The sequence below is a fragment of the Cupriavidus sp. 05N39 genome, assembly GCF_056397325.1.
Window position 1 is genome coordinate 36,004 of sequence record NZ_JBFTNE010000006.1, and the last position, 20,559, is coordinate 56,562.

Annotated in this window: 19 protein-coding genes and 1 pseudogene; 7 read left to right on the plus strand and 13 right to left on the minus strand. The window is 65.0% G+C overall.

What is annotated here, in order from left to right; all coding sequences use genetic code 11:
• Positions 1-710 precede the first annotated feature (710 nt).
• The 3 genes and pseudogenes from AC1DN0_RS04685 to AC1DN0_RS04695 all read left to right on the plus strand — a co-directional run bounded on the left by AC1DN0_RS04685 (position 711) and on the right by AC1DN0_RS04695 (position 3,629).
• Positions 711-1,517 carry a sterol desaturase family protein gene (locus tag AC1DN0_RS04685; protein ID WP_441626442.1) on the plus strand — a complete coding sequence of 269 codons (807 nt, stop codon included), beginning with the start codon at positions 711-713 and terminating at the stop codon, positions 1,515-1,517.
• 241 nt (positions 1,518-1,758) lie between these two features.
• Positions 1,759-2,538: pseudogene (locus tag AC1DN0_RS04690) on the plus strand (IS5 family transposase); the annotation flags it as partial.
• A 302-nt stretch (positions 2,539-2,840) separates the two neighbouring features.
• The gene (locus AC1DN0_RS04695; protein ID WP_441626444.1) at positions 2,841-3,629 is read left to right on the plus strand and encodes a metallophosphoesterase; all 789 of its coding nucleotides are present in this window, start codon (positions 2,841-2,843) and stop codon (positions 3,627-3,629) included.
• 132 nt (positions 3,630-3,761) lie between these two features.
• Here AC1DN0_RS04695 and groL read toward each other — a convergent pair whose 3' ends face one another.
• The 3 genes from groL to AC1DN0_RS04710 all read right to left on the minus strand — a co-directional run bounded on the left by groL (position 3,762) and on the right by AC1DN0_RS04710 (position 7,249).
• Positions 3,762-5,405, minus strand: a complete 1,644-nt coding sequence (gene groL, locus AC1DN0_RS04700) for a chaperonin GroEL (RefSeq protein ID WP_477145568.1) — start codon at positions 5,403-5,405, stop codon at positions 3,762-3,764.
• A gap of 40 nt (positions 5,406-5,445) precedes the next feature.
• The gene (groES, locus tag AC1DN0_RS04705; RefSeq protein WP_006160236.1) at positions 5,446-5,736 is read right to left on the minus strand and encodes a co-chaperone GroES; all 291 of its coding nucleotides are present in this window, start codon (positions 5,734-5,736) and stop codon (positions 5,446-5,448) included.
• Between the two features lie 364 nt (positions 5,737-6,100).
• Positions 6,101-7,249 carry a YebO family protein gene (locus AC1DN0_RS04710; RefSeq protein WP_441626447.1) on the minus strand — a complete coding sequence of 383 codons (1,149 nt, stop codon included), beginning with the start codon at positions 7,247-7,249 and terminating at the stop codon, positions 6,101-6,103.
• A 389-nt stretch (positions 7,250-7,638) separates the two neighbouring features.
• On the opposite strand from AC1DN0_RS04710, the gene AC1DN0_RS04715 reads away from it, so the two are divergent.
• Positions 7,639-8,643, plus strand: coding sequence for a zinc-dependent alcohol dehydrogenase family protein (locus tag AC1DN0_RS04715; protein WP_441626448.1), 1,005 nt, complete (start codon positions 7,639-7,641; stop codon positions 8,641-8,643).
• A 12-nt stretch (positions 8,644-8,655) separates the two neighbouring features.
• Here AC1DN0_RS04715 and AC1DN0_RS04720 read toward each other — a convergent pair whose 3' ends face one another.
• The 7 genes from AC1DN0_RS04720 to AC1DN0_RS04750 all read right to left on the minus strand — a co-directional run bounded on the left by AC1DN0_RS04720 (position 8,656) and on the right by AC1DN0_RS04750 (position 13,966).
• Positions 8,656-9,510 (minus strand): LysR family transcriptional regulator, encoded by an 855-nt coding sequence (locus AC1DN0_RS04720; RefSeq protein ID WP_477145569.1) that lies wholly within the window; start codon positions 9,508-9,510, stop codon positions 8,656-8,658.
• A gap of 135 nt (positions 9,511-9,645) precedes the next feature.
• A complete protein-coding gene (locus tag AC1DN0_RS04725) occupies positions 9,646-9,864 on the minus strand; it encodes a hypothetical protein (protein WP_441626452.1) in 219 nt (72 codons plus the stop codon).
• 612 nt (positions 9,865-10,476) lie between these two features.
• Positions 10,477-11,193 carry a Crp/Fnr family transcriptional regulator gene (locus tag AC1DN0_RS04730; protein ID WP_441626454.1) on the minus strand — a complete coding sequence of 239 codons (717 nt, stop codon included), beginning with the start codon at positions 11,191-11,193 and terminating at the stop codon, positions 10,477-10,479.
• A 63-nt stretch (positions 11,194-11,256) separates the two neighbouring features.
• A complete protein-coding gene (locus AC1DN0_RS04735) occupies positions 11,257-11,865 on the minus strand; it encodes a 2OG-Fe(II) oxygenase (protein ID WP_477145570.1) in 609 nt (202 codons plus the stop codon).
• Between the two features lie 159 nt (positions 11,866-12,024).
• Positions 12,025-12,309 (minus strand): ArsR/SmtB family transcription factor, encoded by a 285-nt coding sequence (locus AC1DN0_RS04740; RefSeq protein WP_045239210.1) that lies wholly within the window; start codon positions 12,307-12,309, stop codon positions 12,025-12,027.
• 346 nt (positions 12,310-12,655) lie between these two features.
• Entirely contained in the window at positions 12,656-13,036 is a 381-nt protein-coding gene (locus AC1DN0_RS04745) for a cupredoxin domain-containing protein (protein WP_441626458.1), read from the minus strand.
• A 48-nt stretch (positions 13,037-13,084) separates the two neighbouring features.
• Positions 13,085-13,966, minus strand: a complete 882-nt coding sequence (locus AC1DN0_RS04750) for a metallophosphoesterase family protein (protein WP_276286770.1) — start codon at positions 13,964-13,966, stop codon at positions 13,085-13,087.
• Between the two features lie 202 nt (positions 13,967-14,168).
• On the opposite strand from AC1DN0_RS04750, the gene AC1DN0_RS04755 reads away from it, so the two are divergent.
• Both AC1DN0_RS04755 and AC1DN0_RS04760 read left to right on the plus strand, forming a co-directional pair.
• A complete protein-coding gene (locus tag AC1DN0_RS04755; RefSeq protein ID WP_441626460.1) occupies positions 14,169-14,855 on the plus strand; it encodes an RNA polymerase sigma factor in 687 nt (228 codons plus the stop codon).
• Entirely contained in the window at positions 14,842-15,732 is an 891-nt protein-coding gene (locus AC1DN0_RS04760; protein WP_441626462.1) for an anti-sigma factor family protein, read from the plus strand. The genes AC1DN0_RS04755 and AC1DN0_RS04760 overlap by 14 nt, the downstream gene beginning before the upstream one ends.
• Positions 15,733-15,744: 12 nt before the next feature.
• Here the strand turns inward: AC1DN0_RS04760 and AC1DN0_RS04765 are convergent, their stop codons facing one another.
• Together AC1DN0_RS04765 and AC1DN0_RS04770 are read right to left on the minus strand one after the other, a co-directional pair.
• The gene (locus tag AC1DN0_RS04765; RefSeq protein ID WP_441626464.1) at positions 15,745-17,991 is read right to left on the minus strand and encodes a xanthine dehydrogenase family protein molybdopterin-binding subunit; all 2,247 of its coding nucleotides are present in this window, start codon (positions 17,989-17,991) and stop codon (positions 15,745-15,747) included.
• A 20-nt stretch (positions 17,992-18,011) separates the two neighbouring features.
• On the minus strand, positions 18,012-18,470 hold the full coding sequence (locus tag AC1DN0_RS04770) for a (2Fe-2S)-binding protein (protein ID WP_441626466.1): 459 nt from the start codon (positions 18,468-18,470) through the stop codon (positions 18,012-18,014).
• Positions 18,471-18,730: 260 nt separating this feature from the next.
• Here AC1DN0_RS04770 and AC1DN0_RS04775 point away from each other — a divergent pair, with 260 nt between their 5' ends.
• Positions 18,731-19,942, plus strand: a complete 1,212-nt coding sequence (locus tag AC1DN0_RS04775) for an acyltransferase family protein (RefSeq protein WP_441626467.1) — start codon at positions 18,731-18,733, stop codon at positions 19,940-19,942.
• Positions 19,943-19,980: 38 nt separating this feature from the next.
• On the opposite strand, the gene AC1DN0_RS04780 is transcribed toward AC1DN0_RS04775, so the two are convergent.
• Complete coding sequence (locus AC1DN0_RS04780; RefSeq protein WP_441626469.1) at positions 19,981-20,394, minus strand: nuclear transport factor 2 family protein; 414 nt, start codon at positions 20,392-20,394, stop codon at positions 19,981-19,983.
• Positions 20,395-20,559: the final 165 nt, after the last annotated feature.

The following is a 20,559-nucleotide window of genomic DNA, read 5'->3' on the forward strand; positions in this document are numbered from 1 at the left end:
ATCCCTTAGTCGTCACAGCTTGTCGACACCATCGCTGGCTAGAAGGATTACCCCGAACGGGATACCTCGGCGTGCCCTTGCCCGTTCCGGTCGAGATGGATCGGTCAGATGGCTGAGGCAGGCATGGTCTGGGGGAGTGTGCGCATATCCGTGCAGATCTGTTTCATTTCTGGAACATCCGGCCTGGCAATGGCCAATCTGAAATGCAATACCTCGCTTCTGGAGAGATGGCGCCAGGAATATGGGGCGTCGGATAAGAGGAAGTGGGGGCTGAGCTGCTGAGCCGGGGCATAATGCTCTGGAGAAAGAACCTCCACGATGAGGAAGCGGACCCGGCGCACACGCAGCGTTCGAGGAAAGAGCGGCTGGCGGCGATGCGCGTTGACCGAACACTGGCGGGGATGTCTCAGCAGTTGGAGGAACATCCGAACCGGATCACGGAATGGGGAAGCGGCGAAGGTGGGGCAGCGGCCGTGTTCGGCGGTACCCCGCAACTGACGCGGGAGAATGTTCTTTTCGCTCAGCAGGGTGCGTGCGCAAAGCGGTGAAGGGGCGGAGCCACAAGCTGCCGGCGACATGGCAGGCCGACGTGGCAGGAATTGGGGGGCTGGCGTCGACGTACCTGGTGCGTTTTTAACAGGTTGCGGCAATGCGCGATCTCAACTATTTTTGTTCGACAGCGCCGCATGCGATTGGAGGATGCGCTCTTGATGACCCTCATACTTTTCTGTATCGTCCTCATCGCCCTATGGATCGAGCGACTGAGGCCGGCGCAACATCAGCCGGTATATGCTGCCGGGTTTAATTTGCGCTATATGTTCGCATTCACGGTGGCCCAGGCGATAATTCTTCCCGTCGTGTCGGTTGCAGCGTCATACGCCGCGAATGCTGCTGGTGGCGGCTGGATAGTGTTGCCAGCGACAGGGTGGTCAATATTGCCAGCGTTTTTCGCCTATGCGCTGACGGTGGATTTTCTGGAATACGCGTTCCATCGTGCGCAACACCGAATCCCTGTCCTGTGGGCCATGCACTCGTTTCATCACAGCGACCAAACTCTGAACGCATCAACGGTGAGTCGCCATTACTGGGCCGAGCCGGCAATCAAAACGCTATCAATATTCCTTGTGGCAGGGGTAGTATTCAAGCCAGGATTACCCGTCCTTCTTTTATACAATGTCGTGTCGTTCTACAACATTTTCTCGCATATGAACTTGCGGATCGGATTTGGTCGCTGGTCTTGGATGGTGAATTCGCCGCAATATCATCGAATTCATCACTCGGCGCGCCCAGAGCACTACGACTGCAATTTTGCTGCGCTATTTCCGATTTTCGATGTGTTGTTCGGGAGCTACTACAAGCCACGTTTCAATGAATTTCCACCAACCGGAATTGAGGGGAGTGATCGACCAGAAAATCTCATTGAGGCATTCGCATGGCCGGTGCGCAAGTTCATGCGCCGGCCCGTTAGCAATCAAGAACCTGCGGTCGGGAATGCCGATGGAATAACGAGAGAGTAGCTCGCGCAGATGGCAATTCCGGCTACAGTGCTGCCTGTCAATGTAATCTAGAAGAACCGATTCTGGTACGGTTCGAGGCCGGAATTCAGAAAGATATTTCCTGCCGTGTCGACAAGCGTTAATTCGCATGCGGATGCGTTTCAACGTTTGAGGCCGTAAGTGTGGCGGTACGCGGAATCCCGCTTTGGGATTGGCTTTACAGGCGACTCCACCTGTTTACAAGCGAAAACTCGCACTTTCACACGGGCTGTCGGACGAGGCGTTGGAAGACGCGCTGTACGACTGCATGGCGATGCGCGCGTTCGCCGCGATCGACCTGTCGGTCGAAGCGGCGCCGGACGCGACTACGCTGGTGAAGTTTCGCCGCATGYTCGTCGAGCATGAACTGACGCGAAAGCTGTTCGACGAGATCGGCATCATGTTGTGCGAGCGGGGGCTGATGATGAAGGAAGGCGCGATTGTCGATGCCACCATCATCGAGGCGCCACCGTCGACCAAGAACAAGCAGAAGGGCCGCGACCCGGAGATGCACCAGACCAAGAAAGGTAATGCCTGGCACTTTGGCATGATGGCCCATCTCGGCGTGGATGCGGCTTCGGGGCTGGTACACAGCATGGTGGGCACTGCGGCGAACGAGGCGGATGTGTCGCAGGCGCATGCCTTGCTGCATGGCCACGAAGAGCACGCGTTTGGCGATGCGGGCTACACGGGCGGGGAGAAGCGCGACGAGATGCAAGGCAAGTCCGTTAAGTGGCAAGTGGCCGTCAAGCGCGGCAAGATCAAGGCGATGCGTGACGGCGCCGTCAAGGACTTGCTGATCGCCGTCGAGCGAGCCAAGGCCCGGATTCGGGCACGGGTCGAGCATCCGCTCCACGTCATCAAGAATCTGTTTGGTCATCGCAAGGTTCGCTACAAGGGCCTGGTCAAGAACACAGCGCAGTTGTTCAGCCTGTTTGGTCTGGCGAATCTGGTGCTGGCCAAAGAGCAGTTGTTGGCGGTGCGGGGGAGCCGTCCGTCCTGAGCGCGCAAAGCGCGCCAGGAAAGGCGCAAAACGAGAGAAAAACCGGCTTGAGTCGGCCGATCTCTCTCGCATTGCGAAAACCCAAGTCATTGGCTTGTACAACATCAAGCGCAAACCTCATTGATCAGCACTTCCTTAGGGGGAGGCAAGCTCGCGCTCCATGGGGACATCCTGATGGCAACCAGCGACCTCGCTACTTCGCCGATAGCCCGTTCAATGCCAGACTTGACCAGGCTCGCACTTTTCTGAAGAATCCATGCACATGCGTGCCCTGAGCCAGCGCGCGACTGCATGGAGCCAGCATGAAGATCCGCATCCTCAGCGATCTGCACCTCGAGCACGATGTGCCGGCGGCGGTGCCCGCCTGCCCCGCCGACCTGGTGGTGCTGGCCGGCGATATCGCCAACGGCCGTGCCGGCGTCGACTGGGCCGCGCGCACTTTTTCCGGGCCGGTGGTCTATGTGCCGGGCAATCACGAATACTACGAGAGTGCCTTCGGGCCGGTGGATGCGGCAATGGAAGAAGCCGCCCGCGAGGCGCTGCACGTGCGGGTGCTCAACGATACCGTGGCCCATTTCGATAGCCTCGCGGGCAATCGGGTCCGCGTGATCGGCACCACCTGGTGGACCGACTACGCGTTGTTCGGCACCGCCCGGCGCGAAGAGTCGATGCTGGCCTGCGCCGGCGTGATGGTCGACCATCGCCTGATCGAGGTCGAGGACGCTAACGGCCAGCGGCGCCGCTTCACCACCGCCGACGCACTGGCGCGGCACGAGGCGGCCAGCGCCTGGCTGGCCGTGCAACTCGCCACGCCCTTCGAAGGCAAGACGGTGGTGGTGACCCACCACGCCCCCGATCTCGGCAGCCTCGACCCGCGCTTTTCCCACGACCTGGTCTCCAGCGGCTTTATCTCGCGCCGGCCTGACCTGATCGCGCAGGCCGACCTGTGGGTCCACGGACATACCCATACAGGGTTCGACTACCGCCTCGAAAACGCCCGCGTGGTGTGCAACCCACGCGGCTATGTGCGCCGCAAGACCGGCGAACTGGAGAACCCGGCTTTCGACTGGTGCTACACGGTGGAACTCTGACGCCGCCGGAGCGGTCGCCCGCGCGGCAACCGGCGCACAAGCAAAAACCCCCGCCGGCTCGCGCCGGCGGGGGTTTTTGTTACTACGGGTAATGCGGATAAAGCAGGCTGCCAGGTTGGCAGGCCGGCAGATTTACATCATGCCGTCCATGCCGCCCATGCCACCCATGCCGCCCGGCATTGCCGGAGCCGACTCGTCCTTCGGCAGTTCTGCCACGGCGCAATCCGTGGTCAGCATCAGCGAAGCGACCGAAGCAGCGTTCTGCAGCGCGGTGCGGGTCACCTTGGTCGGGTCCAGCACGCCCATTTCCACCAGGTCACCGTACTCGCCGGTGGCGGCGTTGTAGCCGTAGTTGCCCTTGCCTTCGATGACCTTGGCCACGACGACCGAAGCTTCTTCGCCAGCGTTCAGCACGATCTGGCGCAGCGGCTCTTCCATGGCGCGCAGCACGATCTTGATGCCGGCGTTCTGGTCAGCGTTGTCGCCGGTCAGGTTGGCGATGGCAGCGCGAGCGCGCAGCAGGGCCACACCGCCGCCGGGGACGATACCTTCTTCCACGGCTGCGCGGGTTGCGTGGAGTGCGTCTTCCACACGTGCCTTCTTTTCCTTCATTTCGACTTCGGTGGCTGCGCCAACCTTGATCACTGCAACGCCGCCGGCCAGCTTGGCCACGCGCTCTTGCAGCTTTTCACGGTCGTAGTCCGAGGTCGCTTCTTCGATCTGGGCACGGATCTGCTTCACGCGTGCTTCGATCGAGGCTGCGTCGCCGGCGCCGTCGATGATGATGGTGTTTTCCTTGCCGATTTCGATGCGCTTGGCTTGACCCAGTTCTTGCAGGGTTGCCTTTTCCAGCGTCAGGCCGATTTCCTCGGCGATCACTGCGCCGCCGGTCAGGATGGCGATGTCTTCCAGCATGGCCTTGCGGCGGTCGCCGAAGCCCGGAGCCTTGACAGCGGCGGTCTTCAGGATGCCACGGATGTTGTTCACCACCAGGGTCGCCAGGGCTTCGCCTTCGACGTCTTCAGCGATGATCAGCAGCGGGCGGCCCGACTTGGCCACTTGCTCCAGCACCGGCAGCAGGTCRCGSAYGTTSGAGATCTTCTTGTCGWRCAGCAGCACGAACGGGTTGTCCAGGGCGACAACTTGCTTTTCCGGGTTGTTGATGAAGTACGGCGACAGGTAGCCGCGGTCGAACTGCATGCCTTCCACGACTTCCAGTTCGTCGGCCAGCGACTTGCCGTCTTCCACGGTGATCACGCCTTCCTTGCCGACCTTGTCCATCGCTTCAGCGATCAGCTTGCCGATCACTTCGTCGCTGTTGGCGGAGATCGAGCCAACCTGGGCGATTTCCTTGCTGGTGGTGGTGGTCTTGGTCAGCTTCTTCAGCTCTTCGACCGCGTTCACCACAGCCTTGTCGATRCCGCGCTTCAGGTCCATCGGGTTCATGCCGGCGGCAACGTACTTCATGCCTTCGCGCACGATCGACTGGGCCAGCACGGTTGCGGTGGTGGTACCGTCACCGGCGTTGTCGCTGGTCTTGGAAGCCACTTCCTTGACCATTTGCGCGCCCATGTTCTGCAGCTTGTCCTTCAGCTCGATTTCCTTGGCCACGGACACGCCGTCCTTGGTCACGGTCGGGCCGCCGAAGCTGCGCTCCAGCACAACGTTACGACCCTTCGGGCCCAGGGTAACCTTGACTGCGTTGGCGAGAATGTTCACGCCTTCGACCATCTTGGCACGGGCGGCGTCGCCGAATACTACGTCTTTAGCTGCCATGTTCTGAATCTCCTAAATCGGTACGAATGGGGTGCGTGGATTACTTGTTCACCACAGCCATGATGTCTTCTTCGCGCATGACCAGCAGTTCCTGGCCATCCACCTTCACGGCTTGGCCGGCATACTTGCCGAACAGCACGCGGTCACCCACCTTGACGTCGAGGACGATCGAAGCGCCCTTGTCGTCTTTCTTGCCGGGGCCCACGGCCAGCACTTCACCTTGATCAGGCTTTTCGGCAGCATTGTCGGGAATCACGATGCCGGAAGCGGTCTTGGTTTCATTGTCCAGACGCTTGACGATCACGCGGTCGTGCAAAGGACGCAGATTCATACGGACTCCTTGGTACAAAAAGTGATTTCAGGTTCACAAAATTGGCCGCCAGCACTAACGGCCAGCAGAATTGGTGCGCCGGGCGAGGCCTGTTAGCACTCATGCCCGACGAGTGCTAATTATAGGGACGGGGGTTTACGTTTTCAAGTCAGCGACTTGATACGTGTTTACCCTTCCTCCGGCAAAATTCTTCATGCCGAAGTTCGTTCAACCTTGAACCCGCGCAGCCAGAGGCGCAGCCAGGCTTTCAAGATTCTCATTTAAATACAGAGGCTTATGAGGAATGGCGGCACAGCCGCGCGCTGGCGCCGCCGGGAGGCAACCATGGAATTTCATGTGGACTGGCTGACTGTGGCTTTAATCTCTAGGGCTTCGCCGTCCTGGCATCCTTGTCAGTGAAATCGTAGAGGTGCGTGTTATCCGGCGTTTCCCCGATCCTTGTCCCTCTCTGGCTGAACGGGATGCGGCGGCGGAAATTCTCGCTGTCCGACCTGGCGCTCTGGGTGGCAAGTCTGGCTGCCTCCGGGTAGGCCATTGGTCGCTTGTCCTTCTCAATCTCAAGCAGCCTCGTCTGCTCGTTCACGCGTACGCTGTACTTGCCCAGGTTGTAGAGGAGATACATGGCGAAGAGGTTGTCGAAGTCCTCGTAGGCGCCTTGCTCCCTGCGGAAATCCATGGACAGGACCGAGGGGAAACGATTGGGCAGGTCCTTGAAGGGCACCTTTTCGTCCTCGTGCGGATCCACATAGGTCGAGCCGCCGTATTTCTTGTACAGCACCACGTCCATGCCGTACCCGCGCTTGCCCCACTCCTTGATGAGCTTCATCGCCATCTCGGTGGGGAGGTTGGCCGTGGCGGCCGCCACCACCCGCCGTCCGGACAGGACCTTGGCGCTGGTGACCTCCAGGTCCTTGTAGCCCGCCCCGAACTTGAATGCGGCGCCGACGGTTTTGGCGCAGTTGAGGCGCATGTAGTCGTACTTGATCTCGCCGCGGTGATACTCGGTATTCCTGGCGCGCTGGTGATAGTCGTCATTGATGCGCCTGAAGTAAGCCACCAAGGCCTCCTTGTCGCTGGCCGGTATGCCACGGACGCGCACGCCGATGACCGAGCGCTTGTAGATCTCGCCGAAGTCCAGGCCAAACGAGGCCGTTTCCGCGATCGAGGAGACAGTCTTGAACAAGTACTCTTTCTTCGGGATGCCAACCATCAGATCCGAGGTGTAGAAGCCGCTCTGGTGCTTACGTGTACGGTCGGCATAGAAGTTGGCCGAGTAGACCAGATCGTCGCCAGGCGCATCGTCCCGGATCGCCAAGGCGAGATGGCCAGCCGACCCGCCCTTGGAGGTGCCAAAACTGATCAGCAACTCCAGATCATAGTGATCCTCGCGAAGGAGATCGGTCAGTTTGTCGATGTTGGCAGGCTCAGGCCCGCCCTTGCTGCCGAAGTCGACGGCGACGGCCCCCTCCGGCAACAGAACGACTATCACTACGAGCCAAATCGCTAACCTCATCCTCATTGCACTCATTGCTCCATTCACGCCCCTGGATACTGTAATGCGAATCGGCGCCCCCCGAAACACCGCAGGCAACGCGGGAATGACGCGCCGCAAGGTAACGGTAGGAGGCGGTACACGGGACAGTTTGATTGGGATCAACAGAATGACAGGACGTACGCGGGTGATGAGTCAGCCATGCCTGTGCAAGTCCGAATGATTGCCTCCGCACGCAAGCCTGTGCCCCGAGGCGTGAGGTTGAGCGGCAACGCCCTGATTCAGCCCCGAGCCGCACCCACAGTCATGCAGATACGCATGAAACATGTGCAAATTAGTTGATTTACGAAAATTTGCGCATAACCAAGAATGGTGACACCAACCCACGACATTCCTTTCGGGAGTTCACCATGTCACAAGCCTCCATGCTGGCCCTCATCGTCGAAGCCGCCGGCTCGCCGTTCTCGACCGTCCGGCTGCCCAGGCCGGAGGCCGGCCCCGGCCAAGTGCTGGTGCGCATCCTCGCCAGCGGCGTCAACCCGCTCGACACCAAGATCCGCGCCGGCAATGCGGCGCACGCCCGCCACCCCTTGCCGGCCGTGCTGGGGCTGGATATGGCTGGCGTGGTCGAAGCCGTCGGACCGGGTGTGACGGCCTTTGCCCCCGGCGACGAGGTCTATGGCATGACCGGCGGCGTGGGCGGCCTGCAAGGCTCGCTCGCGCAGTACGCGGCGGTGGATGCCGACCTGCTGGCGCCCAAGCCCGTCAATTTATCGATGCGCGAAGCCGCCGCGTTGCCGCTGGTGTTCATCACCGCGTGGGAAGGCCTGGTCGACCGGGCGCGGGTGCAGGCCGGGCAGAAGGTGCTGGTGCATGGCGGTGCGGGCGGCGTCGGGCACATCGCGGTACAGATCGCACGCGCGCTCGGCGCGCAGGTCTATGCCACCGGATCGGCCCGCCATCGGGAGATCATCGAAAGCTATGGCGCCACCGCGATCGACTTCGCGACGGCATCGGTCGAACAGTATGTCGGTGAACATACGGCAGGCGAAGGCTTCGACGTGGTCTACGACACCGTGGGCGGCGCGGTGCTGGACAGTGCCTTCCGGGCCGCGCGCACCTATGGCGGCCATGTGGTCAGTTGCCTGGGCTGGGGCACGCACTCGCTGGCGCCGCTGTCGTTCCGCGCCGCCACGTATTCGGGCGTGTTCACACTGATGCCTTTGCTGACCGGCAAGGGCCGCGCCCATCATGGCGAAATCCTGCGCGAAGCCACCCGGCTGGCCGAAGCCGGCAAGCTCACCATGCGGCTCGACCCGCGCCAGTTGCATCTCGGCAACGCGATCGAAGCGCACCAGGCCATCGAAAACGGTACGGCCAGCGGCAAGCTGGTGGTGGAAATTGCGAAGGACTGAGCGCGCGCCGCGCTAGCCACCGCCGAGGCGCTCGATGGTGGCATCGAGGAAGGCACGCAGCCGTCCGAGCCGGCGCAGGTCGCGGTGATAGCCGACCCATACATCGCGCCGCGGCGGCGCCTCGCCCATATCGATGGCCTGCAGGCCTCCGACGCGCTCGGCCAGCAGGCAGGGCAATACCGCCAGCCCGGCGCCGGCCGCGCACATCTTTGCCTGCGCCTCGCGGCTGTTGCTGCCGAACGCCACCCTGGCCCCGGGCAGGAGCTTGCGCATCCAGGCCACGTCGGGCAGGTCGGCCAGGCCGGTATCCAGGGTCAGCAGGGCATGGCCCTCGCCATCGCCGGGGCGCGGCGGCGCCACACCGGGCGCCGAGTAGAGCGCGTAGTCCATCTGCATCAGCTTGCGCTGCACGACATCGGGTTCGTCGAACGCGCGGATGCGGAACACCAGGTCGGCCTCGCGGCGTGCCAGGCTGAGCAGGCGCGCATCGGTCACCAGTTCCACCGCGACGCGTGGATGGGCGCGGATAAAGTCCGCGATCACTGGCGTCAGCATGTGCACGCCAAACCAGTCCGACGACGAAATCCGCAACATGCCATCGAGTTCCCGCGCCTGGCCCGACAACTGGCGCTCGAAGGCAATGGCCTCCTCCTCGATGCGCTCCGCGTGGGCGAGCACGGCAGCGCCCTCGTCGGTCAGCACGAAACCCTCGCTGGTGCGCTGGAACAAGGCGTGCCCGACGGCCTCCTCCAGCGCCTTGAGCCTGCGCCCCATGGTCGGCTGGGTCTGCCCGGTCATGCGCGCGGCGCCGCCGAGGGTGCCGGCGCGGGCAATCGCCAGGAAGACTTTGATATCGCTCCAATCCATCTGCGGAATTTGCCGGCCTTGAAGTTGAGAGGCAGTTGAATGCGGCGCGGCAAGGACATCGCCCGCGGCTGCGCGATGATGGCACGGCGCCGCGGCGCCAACAACAGGGTGAGCGGCGGCCCTGCCGACAGGCGCTCAGGCGCTGGGCGCCTCGTCGCCGCCCAGCGCCCAATAGTCCGGCACTTCCGGGCTGGGGCTGCGCAGCACCATGGTATGGCCGCACTGGCGGCATCGATAGACATAGGCCGCGCCACCCACCGCCGGCGCGTCTGTCCGCGCGGCCTCCAGGTCCGGGTGGGGCGGCAGGTGTCCTGGCCTGCCGGCCTGGCGCTCGCATCGCTCACACGGCAACATTGCGCTCCTCTTGCTGATTGTTGATCGCTAATTGCTGATGGACGGCCAAGGTCCGGATGGTCGGCCACGGCCGCGGAACGGGTCTTGTGGAGACCGGCGGGCGTCACATTGCGGCGATGGGCGATGGAAACCGGCACACGCAGGCCGCCGGCACTGCCATGGCGTGTAGTGGCCATGCGCGCATGCATGAACAAGCCGGGAGGACGGAAAACCAGTGGCTTCGTGCCGCGCTCCATCCTGGCTTCCGAGGGTCGCATGCGAACTGCTGCGACGCACAATAATTATAGGCGCTGGATACCGTATCGCGTTATATAAAGGCCAACGGGACACATTTTGCGGTGCAATAAAACAACCGTCAGAAAACGCAACAATCCCGGGACCGCGGACGATCGCCAATAGGCCGGCGCGCAACTCCCATCTTCGAAATAGCGCGCAACAGCAAGGAGGGCGGGGCCAGGCAGACACGGATTTCGTCAAAAAACCTGCCATCCCCGTGAGGGAGAAGTATCTGCTGGCCCCGCCGGATCTTAGCCGCCGGTTATTTCAATGTTGCGACGATGCGCGATGCCGGTTGCGGATGCGCACCGCACATGCCGCCCATGCCGCCCACGCCTATGGTGCCGGCGCGGCCTCGCTGCCGATGGCCTGCAGCGCTGCTTTGTCGCACAGGATCAGGCGTCCGTATTCCAGGCGCAGCACCCCCTGCTTCTCCCAGTCCTTGAGTTGCCGGTTGACGCTCTGGCGAGACACGCCGAGCATGTGGCTCAGCTCCTCCTGGGACAGCTTCAGCGCGGGGCGCCCGCCCTGCGTTTGCATGCCTTGCGCCGACAGCGCGTGCGCGTGCTCGACGGCAAGCAGGCGCCGCGCCAGGCGCACCGGGAACGGCATCAGGATCACCTCATCGATCCATTCCAGCGCGCTACGGTAGCGCCGGCAGATCAGTTGCGTGAATTCCATCAGCAAGCGCGGTTCCCGTGCAATCAGCGCATGGAAGGTGGCCGCGGGAATCACCAGCACTTCGCTCGCCTCGGCGGCGCGGGTGTCGTACACGCGATGCGCATCGATAAACAGCGAGACCTCGCCAAACCACTGCCCCGCTTCGAGCAGGCTGAGGACAGCCTCGCGCCCGTTTTGCGCCGTGCTGCTGACCTTGATAGCGCCGCGCTCGACGCAGAAGAGCGCATCCGGGTTGGAGCCGTAGGTGAACAGCACCTCGCCCTTCGCCAACTGGCGGCGCATGGCATGCGATCTGAGCAGGGCTTCCAGCCCGGCGGAAAACTGCCCGCTGGCGGCGGCATGGCCTTCGTGCGACTGCGGGTGTGGGCTCATGTGCATGGGCTCGGATTGGACACTTGCTGGCGGGACGGCAGCCCCTGGAACATAAAGCGCGTTCTACGCGGGATCGGTGCGAAACCAGCCGGTCAGCGCCCAGCGGGTCTTGTGGYAGGGCAGCACCTCATGCGGGACCAGGTCGCTGCGAAACACCACCAGCCGCGCGCGCTTCGGCAGCACGCGGTGCAGTGCGGCGGCATCGCCGTCCCGGGCGTAGAGAGCGAGTTCGCCGCCGTCGTGCTCGTCCCAATGCGGATTGAGATACAGCACCAGCGAAATCTTCCGGTGGAGGGTCGCACGATGCTGGTCGATGTGCTTCTTGTAGGCCGTGCCCACGGGATAGTGAGAGAAGTGAAATTCCTCGCGCTTCAAACCCAGGAAGTACCTGGCGTTCAAATCCGCGCGAAAGGCCGCCGCCCACGCCTGGAAATCCTGCCTGGCCGTGCCGGCAGGCGCATCGTCGAGCCACAGGATCGAATCGCCGCGAATGCCGGCGTCGCGTGCCGTCTCTTCGCCTCGCCCGATCCGGGCCGGGTGGAACAGGCCGGCCTCCCACGCAGCGCGGCTCTCGTCATGCAGCCGCGCGGCCAGCGTGCTGTCGATAAGGTCGTCGGAAACAGCCCAGCCCCGCTCTTCGAGGGCGACAAACAGACTTTCCAGTGCGGACATAGATACCTGATTTCAATACGGAACAACATAAACAACGAGACAAAAAACCAAAGCGCGCCGCACGCGCTTGCCCGCGAGACGGCGCGCGAATTCGGCACGCATCCTGCGCCGGACAGCTTGACCGGCGCCGGCTGAACAACTGGTGTGGGCCGGGAGCGACTAGAGTCCGCTACTGTCGAGATACTCCAGCGCCAGGCTCACCGCGCGCCGTGCCTTGAGTGCATAGATCACCTGCCGGTCCCGGATGATGAGCGCCAGCACGTCGGCCTGCGTCAGCTCCTGGAAGTGATGGCTGGCGCGCGGCAGGCTCAGCCCGGCCACGACGGCCAGTTCGGAGGCCGGCATGCCAGCGTCACCCGCATCCAGCAGCGCGCGGCAGATGGCGGCGCGCGCCGGCACCGCCAGCAGCGCGTAGGTCAGTGTGCTTTCTTGATCGGTCTCCATGGCCACGTCTTCCCGCTCGTCGTCCAGATATCGTTATTGTGCGTCGCCGGCCGTCGGGATTGCTGCAGCTCGCCCGCCGCGACCGCCTGACATCTACTTTCTACGCGGCAGGCGCGGCAAAAGCAACCAGCCAGGGCATGCCGGCGCACAATGACACAAGATTACAACAGGCCGCGACACGCGCGTGCAGGCCGCGCCCGCTCGCACAAGCCGCGGCTGAGGGATGCGCACAAGCGATCCGGCGCGTGGTCGCGCAACGGTCGTCACTGCGCTCATGGGACGAACTACCGCACTGCACAAATCGGCGAGATTTGACTTTATGCCTTTGACGCTGAGTCGCGCCCCCCTACGTCACTTCAATCACCCCATTCATCGTCTCGTGCCCCGACCCGCAGAAAATATCGCACAGGAACCCGAATGTCCCGGCCGTCTTCGCCATCGCCGGAACCCGTACCACCTTGCCGGGAGGCAAGTCGGCACGAATACCGAAATCCGGCACGCTAAACCCCATCATCGCATCCTGCGCCGTCAACTCGAACACCACCGGCTCACCGGCGCGCAGCGCAATCCGGTCCGGCGTGAAGACAAACTTCCGCGCATGCACCTTGATCACCCGCGGTTCGGCAGCCGCGCCATGCAATAGCGGCACGCCGCCCGCCAGGGCAAGCAGGCAGCACAGCGCCCGCCTGCGGCTGATTCCTTCCCGTAGTGTCAGTGTTGCCGGCATGATCCACTCCTGATTGTTTCCCCGGCACGATGGACGGACCACCGCGCTTCAGCCCGTGACTGGCTTTTCCTCGATCCCGAGATCGCCCGACGCGCGGCGCGCCTCCACCTCTCGCCACCCCAGCCCGCGATAAGGCTGCGCCGGATCCCACGGCAGCGGCAAACGCTGCGCCTGCGACCCCGCCGCCGGCAGCGGGAACATCAGCGAACGCGCCGCGTGATGCGCGATATGCCCGGTCATATGGTGATGCTCCTGGTGGATGTGTCCATAGAACACCGTCACGTTGGGATGCGGCATCAACCGCTCGATCACCTGCGCGCCATCGCGCGTCGCCCAGTCCCATTGCGGATAGAGGTCGAACAAAGGCCGATGGGTGAACACCACGATCCGGGCCGACTGCGGCTGCCGTGCAAGATCGGCGGCGAGCCAGTCGAGTTGCGCCGCGCCGACCCGGCCGGCGGGATCCGACACGTTGTCCAGCACGATGAAATGCACGCCCTTGTGGTCGAACACATAGTGCGTGGGCCCGAACAACTCGCGGTAGGCGGCGCCCTCGTCCAGGCCGGCATCGTGCTCGCCCGGCATCAGGTGCACAACCGGTACCTTGAGCGCGGCGATGATGGACTGGAACTCGCGCATGCGCCGGCGGCGCTCGGCGGGATCGTCGGTGGTATGCGTGAGATCGCCAGTGAACATCAGGAAATCCGGCGGCTCCGCCAGCGCGTTGACCGCCGCGACCGCCTTGGGCAAGGTGCCGCGCGCATCCGGGTTGGGCGGCCCCTGGAAACCCCAGTGCGCGTCCGACAGCTGGACAAAGTAAAAGGCTTCATCGCGCCCGGCCGCCCATCCGGGCAAGGCCGACGCAAATACCGCACCGCCGGCGCAGGCGGCAAGCCCGAGGAAATCGCGCCGTTTCCATGCTCGCTTCATGTTGGCTCCATCCGTGGCTTGGGGGATGTCTGTCATACCGAAGCGAAGCCGTGTTTATTCCCGCCGCCCGCGCTATTTTTTTCCGCGGTGGGACACGGCGATCGGGAATAAACTCGGGGCGTCACAGGTATACGCTGACAAACAGGCACACAGGACGAGCGGCACCGATGTGCCCGCCCGGCCGTCGGGCCGAAGGAGTGACGTGAACGCAGCCGACCGGCGCCGCCGATTCAACGATCTGGTGCTTCCGCATCTCGACGCCGCCTACAACCTGGCGCGCTGGCTGTCGGGCAATCCCGCCGAGGCGGATGACGTGGTACAGGAAGCCTGCCTGCGTGCCTTCTGTTTTTTCGACAGTTTCCGGGGCGACCAGCCGCGCGCATGGTTGCTGGCAATCGTGCGCAATACCTGGTTCACCGCCTGGCGCAAGCGGCATCAGCCTGGCCAGGGCGACGGCGCGGGCTACGACGACGCGCATTACGATGGCACGCCCCTGCCCGGCTGGCAGGACGGCCACGGCGACGGCCCGGAGCAGTGGCTGTTGCGCGCCGAGGATGTCCGCCTGCTGCATCTCGCGCTGGAGCAACTCCCGCTGGCCTTCCGCGAAGTCCTGGTGCTGCGCGAACTGGAGGATCTGCCTTATCGCGACATCGCCACCATCGCGGATATCCCGCTGGGCACCGTGATGTCGCGACTGGCCCGTGCGCGCAAGCTGCTGGCGGTGACGGTGATCGCCCTGCGCGCGCAGGGGACGCGAACCGCCAGCGGCAACACCGGCGCGGCAAGCACCCTGTCCGCCGCGCCGGCAACGGGCAGGACAGCCACGGCAACCGGCATGCACGGAACGCCGCCGCAACCTGCCGGGGAGACAGGCCATGAACTGCACTGACGCGCGCTTGCTGCTGCACGCCTGTGCCGACGGCGAACTCGGCGCGGGCGATGCCTTGCGTCTGGAACGGCACCTGGCGCAATGCGCGGGCTGTACCGCCGAACTAGCCCAACTGCGCGAGCTGGGCACCGCCTTGCGCGCGCATGCGCCCTACCATCGTGCCGGCCCGGCGCTACGCGCGAGCCTGAGCGCCGCACTGGCCCAGGCGCAGGCCACCAGCCCCGCGGAGCCGGCGCAGCGTTTTGCCGGCAGCGGTGGCGTCACGGCATCYTCCGGCAACGCCAGCGCCTGGTGGCAACGGATACGGCGCTATTTCGAATGGAGCCCGGCCGCCAATGCCGCCATGGCGACACTCACGGTGGCGACGCTGGGCGTCAGCATGGTCCGGTACGCACTAAACGACGGGCCTGAGCAATCGGTGCAAGGCGAGACGGTCAGCAGCCATGTGCGCGCGCTGCTCTCGGGGCACACGATCGATGTCGCCTCATCGGACCGGCACACGGTCAAGCCCTGGTTCAACGGCAGGATCGACTACGCGCCGACCGTGCGGGATCTGGCCGCGCAAGGCTTTCCGCTGGTCGGGGGGCGGCTTGACTACGTGCACGGAAGGGCGGTCGCCGTGCTGGTCTACCGCCGCAACCAGCACCCCATCGATGTCTTCGTGCTGCCGTTGCAGACTGACGACAAACCGGACAGGACAAACACCGGCGCTCGCGGCAACCGCGCGCCGCCCGAGATGACGGCACGCAACGGCTACCAGCTCGCCACCTGGGACGCGGACGGCATGCGTTACGCCGCCGTCACCGATGCGTCCGCCGACGACTTGCTGCGCTTCACGCAGGCCTGGCGCGCGGCCGGCGACAGCCACGCGCCCTGAGCCCGCGCCCGCTCAGCCCAGCACAAAAGGCAGCTGCCGCTGGCGCTTGCCGGTCAGCGTAAACAACGCGTTCGCCACTGCCGGCGCAATCGCCGGCACGCCCGGCTCGCCCAGCCCGGTGGGYGGATCCCCGGAGGGCACGAAGAACACATCCACCACCGGCGCATCGGTGATGCGCGGCGGCGGATAGTCGGGGAAATTGCTGTTCTTCACCGCGCCGTTTTCGATCTCGATGGCAAAGCCCGGCCGCGTCATCGCCAGTCCGAACACGCACGCGCCCTGCACCTGCGCCTCGGCGGACATGGGATTGACCACGCGGTTGGCATGCACCCCGGCGGTCACGCGATGCACGCGCGGCTCGTTCTTCACCAGCGACACTTCCACCACATAGGCCACCACCGTATTGAACGACTCGTGCACCGCCACGCCCCAGGCCTGGCCCTTGGGCAGCTTGCGCTTGCCGTAGCCGGATTTTTGCACCGCCAGCTCCAGCGCCGCGCGATGGCGCGCGTGCTTTGCCCCGTCCAGCCGGGAAAGGCGGTACGCCACCGGATCCTGCCTGGCGTTCACCGCGATTTCGTCGACCAGCGTTTCCTTGACGAAGGCGGTATGCGTGTTACCTACCGAGCGCCACCACAGCACCGGCACGTCCACCTGCGGGTGGTGCACCGACAACTGCAGCGGGAAGCCGTAGTCGTTCTCGACGATGCCCTCGACCATGGTCGCGTCCACCCCGCCCTTGACCATGAAGGCCTCGAACGGCGTGCCCGCGAGGATCGACTGGCCAACGACGGTGTGTTGCCAGCCGAGCACCTGCCCTTTCGCGTCCATGCCGATGCGCGCGCGATGCACATGCAGCGGCCGGTAGTAGCCGCCGCGGATATCGTCCTCGCGGCTCCACATCACCTTGAGCGGCTCGTCATGGCCGTTCTTGACCCAGGCCAGCAGGACGTTGGCGGCCTCTACCAGATAATCGGAGGTGGGCACGGCGCGCCGGCCGAAGCCGCCACCCGCCATCATGGTATTGAGCGTGACCTTGGCCGGTGGCAGCCCGAGCACGCGCCCGATGGCGGCCTGGTCCACGGTCTGGAACTGCGACCCCACCCATACCTTGACGCTTTGCACTGTCTTGCCGGTCAGCTCCGCCTGCATGGTGCAGTTCAGCGGCTCCATCGGCGCGTGCGCCAGGTAGGGGAATTCATAGTCCGCCTCGATGGTGCGCGCGGCGCCCGACATGGCGCCGGTATCGCCCCGCAGCGCGACCGTGCCGGGCGATGCGGCGAGCGTCTTGTATTGCGCGAACAGCGCCTTGGTGGAAGCGCGGGAGCCGGCGTCCTCCCATACGAGCTCCAGCGCATCGCGCCCCTGCTTGGCCGGCCAGTAGCCGTCCGCCACTACCGCCACGCCGGTGCCGCCGCGATCCACGGGCACCAGCATCACATCGGCCACGCCTTTGATCGCGCGCGCCTTGTCGGCATTAAAAGACTTCACCTTGCCGCCAAAGCGCGGCGGACGGGCCACTACGGCCACGACCATGTCCTTGAGGCGCACGTCGATGCCGAAGGCGGTGCTGGCATCCAGCTTGCCGCGCGCGTCCAGGCGCCGCGTGGGCTTGCCGATCAGCTTGAACTGCGCCGGATCCTTGAGCGTCACCTGCTGCGGCACCGGCAGCGCCATGGCCGCCTTTGCCAGTTCGCCGAAGGTGGCGCGATGGCTGCCGGAGCTGACCACGCCCAGCGCCACCTGGCAGCTCGACGGATCGACCTCCCATTGCTTTGCCGCCGCGGATACCAGCATGGCGCGGGCGCGCGCGCCCAGCTCCCGGTATTGCTGGAAGGAGTGATTGAGCGCGGTGGAGCCGCCGGTCATCTGCATGCCGAAAGCGGGATCCTTGTAGGCGTCGCCGGCGGGCGCCAGCGTGGCGCGCACATTGCGCCAGTCCACGTCGAGTTCCTCGGCCAGCGCCATCGGCAACGCGGTATGCACGCCCTGGCCGAATTCGAGCCGGTTGACCGCTACCGTGACCGTATTGTCCGGCGCGATCAGCAGGAAAGCCTGTGGCGGAGAAGGCGGCGCCTTGGGCGCCCCGCCTTCCTGCGCCAGCGCGGCCGGCACGGGCAGCACGCCCAGCGCCAGCCCGCCGCCGGCAAAGCCGGTCAGCTTGAGAAAGCCGCGGCGGTCCAGCGTGGCGGCGGCCCCGGCAGCCTCGGTGCCCCGGGGGTTGCCGCCGGCCAGCGCTTCGAGTTGTCTGATTCGCATGGTGTCGTCCCCTTGTCCCCTTAAGCCAGCGCGCGCGCCGCGTCCTTGATGGCCGCGCGGATGCGCTGGTAGGTGCCGCAGCGGCACAGGTTGCCGGCCATCGCCTGGTCGATGTCGGCGTCGCTCGGGTGCTTCTTGGTGCGCAGCAGCCCTATCGCGCTCATGACCTGGCCGTTCTGGCAGTAGCCGCACTGGGCCACGTCATGCTTGATCCAGGCATCGAGCACCGCGCGGCCGACCTTGTCGCCGGAAACGCCTTCGATGGTAGTGATGCGCCCGCCCTGCGCGGCCGAGACGGGTGTCACGCAACTGCGCGTGGCCTGGCCGTTTACGTGCACCGTGCATGCGCCGCACGCGGCCATGCCGCAACCGAACTTGGTGCCGGTCATGCCGAGGTTGTCGCGCAGCGCCCACAGCAGGGGCGTGGAAGGATCAACGTCTACCTGCACAGGCTTGCCGTTGATAACTAGCGTGGTCATGGGGGATGCTCCTTGGGTCTGTTTGCCCTGGTCCGCCCCGGCATGGTGCAGAGGTTGACTCCTGCCGCACCGGGCCGCCGGCGGCCGGTGAGCGGCGTCCGCCCATGCCTCGGCGCGGGCGCCATGCAACTTTCTGAGAATAGTGCAAAAAGGGCGTACGCGTGCAGTACGGGGCACCGGCCCCAGGGACGCAGCGAACTTGGCTGCGAGGCTGGCAGTCTGCTTCTTATCGGCAGCCAGCCACACGGAAGCCCGGACTCGTGCCCGAATCATCCACCACCATGTTGCCTTCCGGATCGCGCCCCCCTCTTGAGCCCGCCCCGGCCGCAGCACTCCCGGCACCCAGCCGCGCCAGCCGCCCGGTGGCGAATGCGGCGCCCGCCACGCTCGACAGCATCCAGGCGCTGCGCGGGCTGGCCGCGGCCTACGTGCTGGTCTATCACTCGGGCCTGCGCCTGGGCGGCGAACAGTTCCCGCTGCTGGCGTGGCTCACCCAACATGTGATCAAGCGCGGCCATGTCGGCGTGGATGTGTTCTTCGTCATCAGCGGATTCATCATCGCCTGGGTGGCGGTGCTCGGGCGCACCGAGCCCGAACCGGCGCTGGTTTTCGCCATCCGCCGCGCCTGCCGGCTTGCGCCGCCGTACTGGATCATGTCGGCACTGCACGCGCTCACGCTCAATCCGGTGAGCCTGGCGGTGTTCGCCGGTTCGCTGGCCTTCCTGCCGGTCGCGCACGAGGACCCGCCTTATTTCGGCTATCCGGCGCTGTACGTGGGCTGGTCGCTCAACTACGAGATGGCCTTCTATGCGATCTTCGCGCTCGGCCTGCTGGTGGCACGGCGCCGGGCGCTGCTGGTGGTGGCCGCGGTGCTGGGGTGCACCACGCTGTTGTTGCCCTGGTGGCGCTTCGGCGCGGTGGACCCCGACCCGGCGCATCTCTACCCGTTCACCTCGACGTGGGTGGCCATGATCGCAAATCCGCTGGTGCTGGAATTCGCGCTCGGCTGCGCGCTGGCATGGGTCTACGCGCGCGCGCGCCATCGATTCACGCGCCGCGTGGCCATCGCCTTGCTGGCAATCGGTGTGGGCAGCTTCGCCCTTTCGCTGTGGCTGGTGGAGCCGGAGTTCAGCCTGGCGGGACGCGGCTTGCCCGCGGGCGCGCTGCTGTTCGGCGCGGTGGCGGCCGAGCACGCAGGCCTGCTGCGCGTGCCGCGCTCGCTGGTATGGCTGGGCGAGCTATCGTACGCGCTCTACCTGACCCATCCCACGGTGATCGAAGCCGTGAAGCGGCTGATGCCGGAGCTGGCGCCGGAACAAGTGGGCCTGCAGCTCACGCGTTTCGCCATCGACGCGGCGCTGGCGCTCGGCCTTGCCATGCTGCTGCATCGCTGGGTGGAGTTGCCGGCGATGGCAACAGGCAGGCGCCTCGCCGGCCGCTTCGCCACGCGCCGCCCAAGGGCAGGCGCGTGAGGGCGTGACAGACAGAGACAGCGCAGGCTGCCTCACGCTCACGCCAGGCCTTCCGGCGCGCGATCGATAAAGCCGGTCATGCTCTGCAGCCGGCCATCGGCCGCCACCGTGGCAAAGTCAGTGCCTACCACCACGGCGGCCGCCCCCGCCGGCGCCAGCTCCCACGTAAAACGCAGGTTGCCGCCGTGCGCATCGACAGGCGTAACGCGCGTAAAGCGAAAGCCGGGAAAGCGCTGCTGCACGGCGGCGATCATGGCGTCGATGCCCGCGTGGCCATCGCCGCGCATCAGCGGGTCGGCGTAGCTGGCGGACTCGGTCCACGTGCTGCCGATCAGCGCGCGCCGGCGCGCCGCATCGGTTTCGTTCCAGGCCGCGAGATAGCAGTCGGCCAGCGCGGCAAGGTCGGGGGCGGCGAAAGTGGCAGTAGCGGCGGTGCGATCCGATTCGGACATGGCGTTCTCCTTGGGTTGAGTGAGGAAGCTGTCCATATCATCGGCTCGCGCAGCGCCGTGCGCGATTACGCGCGAGGTAATCGTGGATGAAGTCTTCCGCGATACCCCTCCTCAGGGGGGGCATTAACCGAAATGGCCGCGGGACCTGGACGATACGCGCCGTGC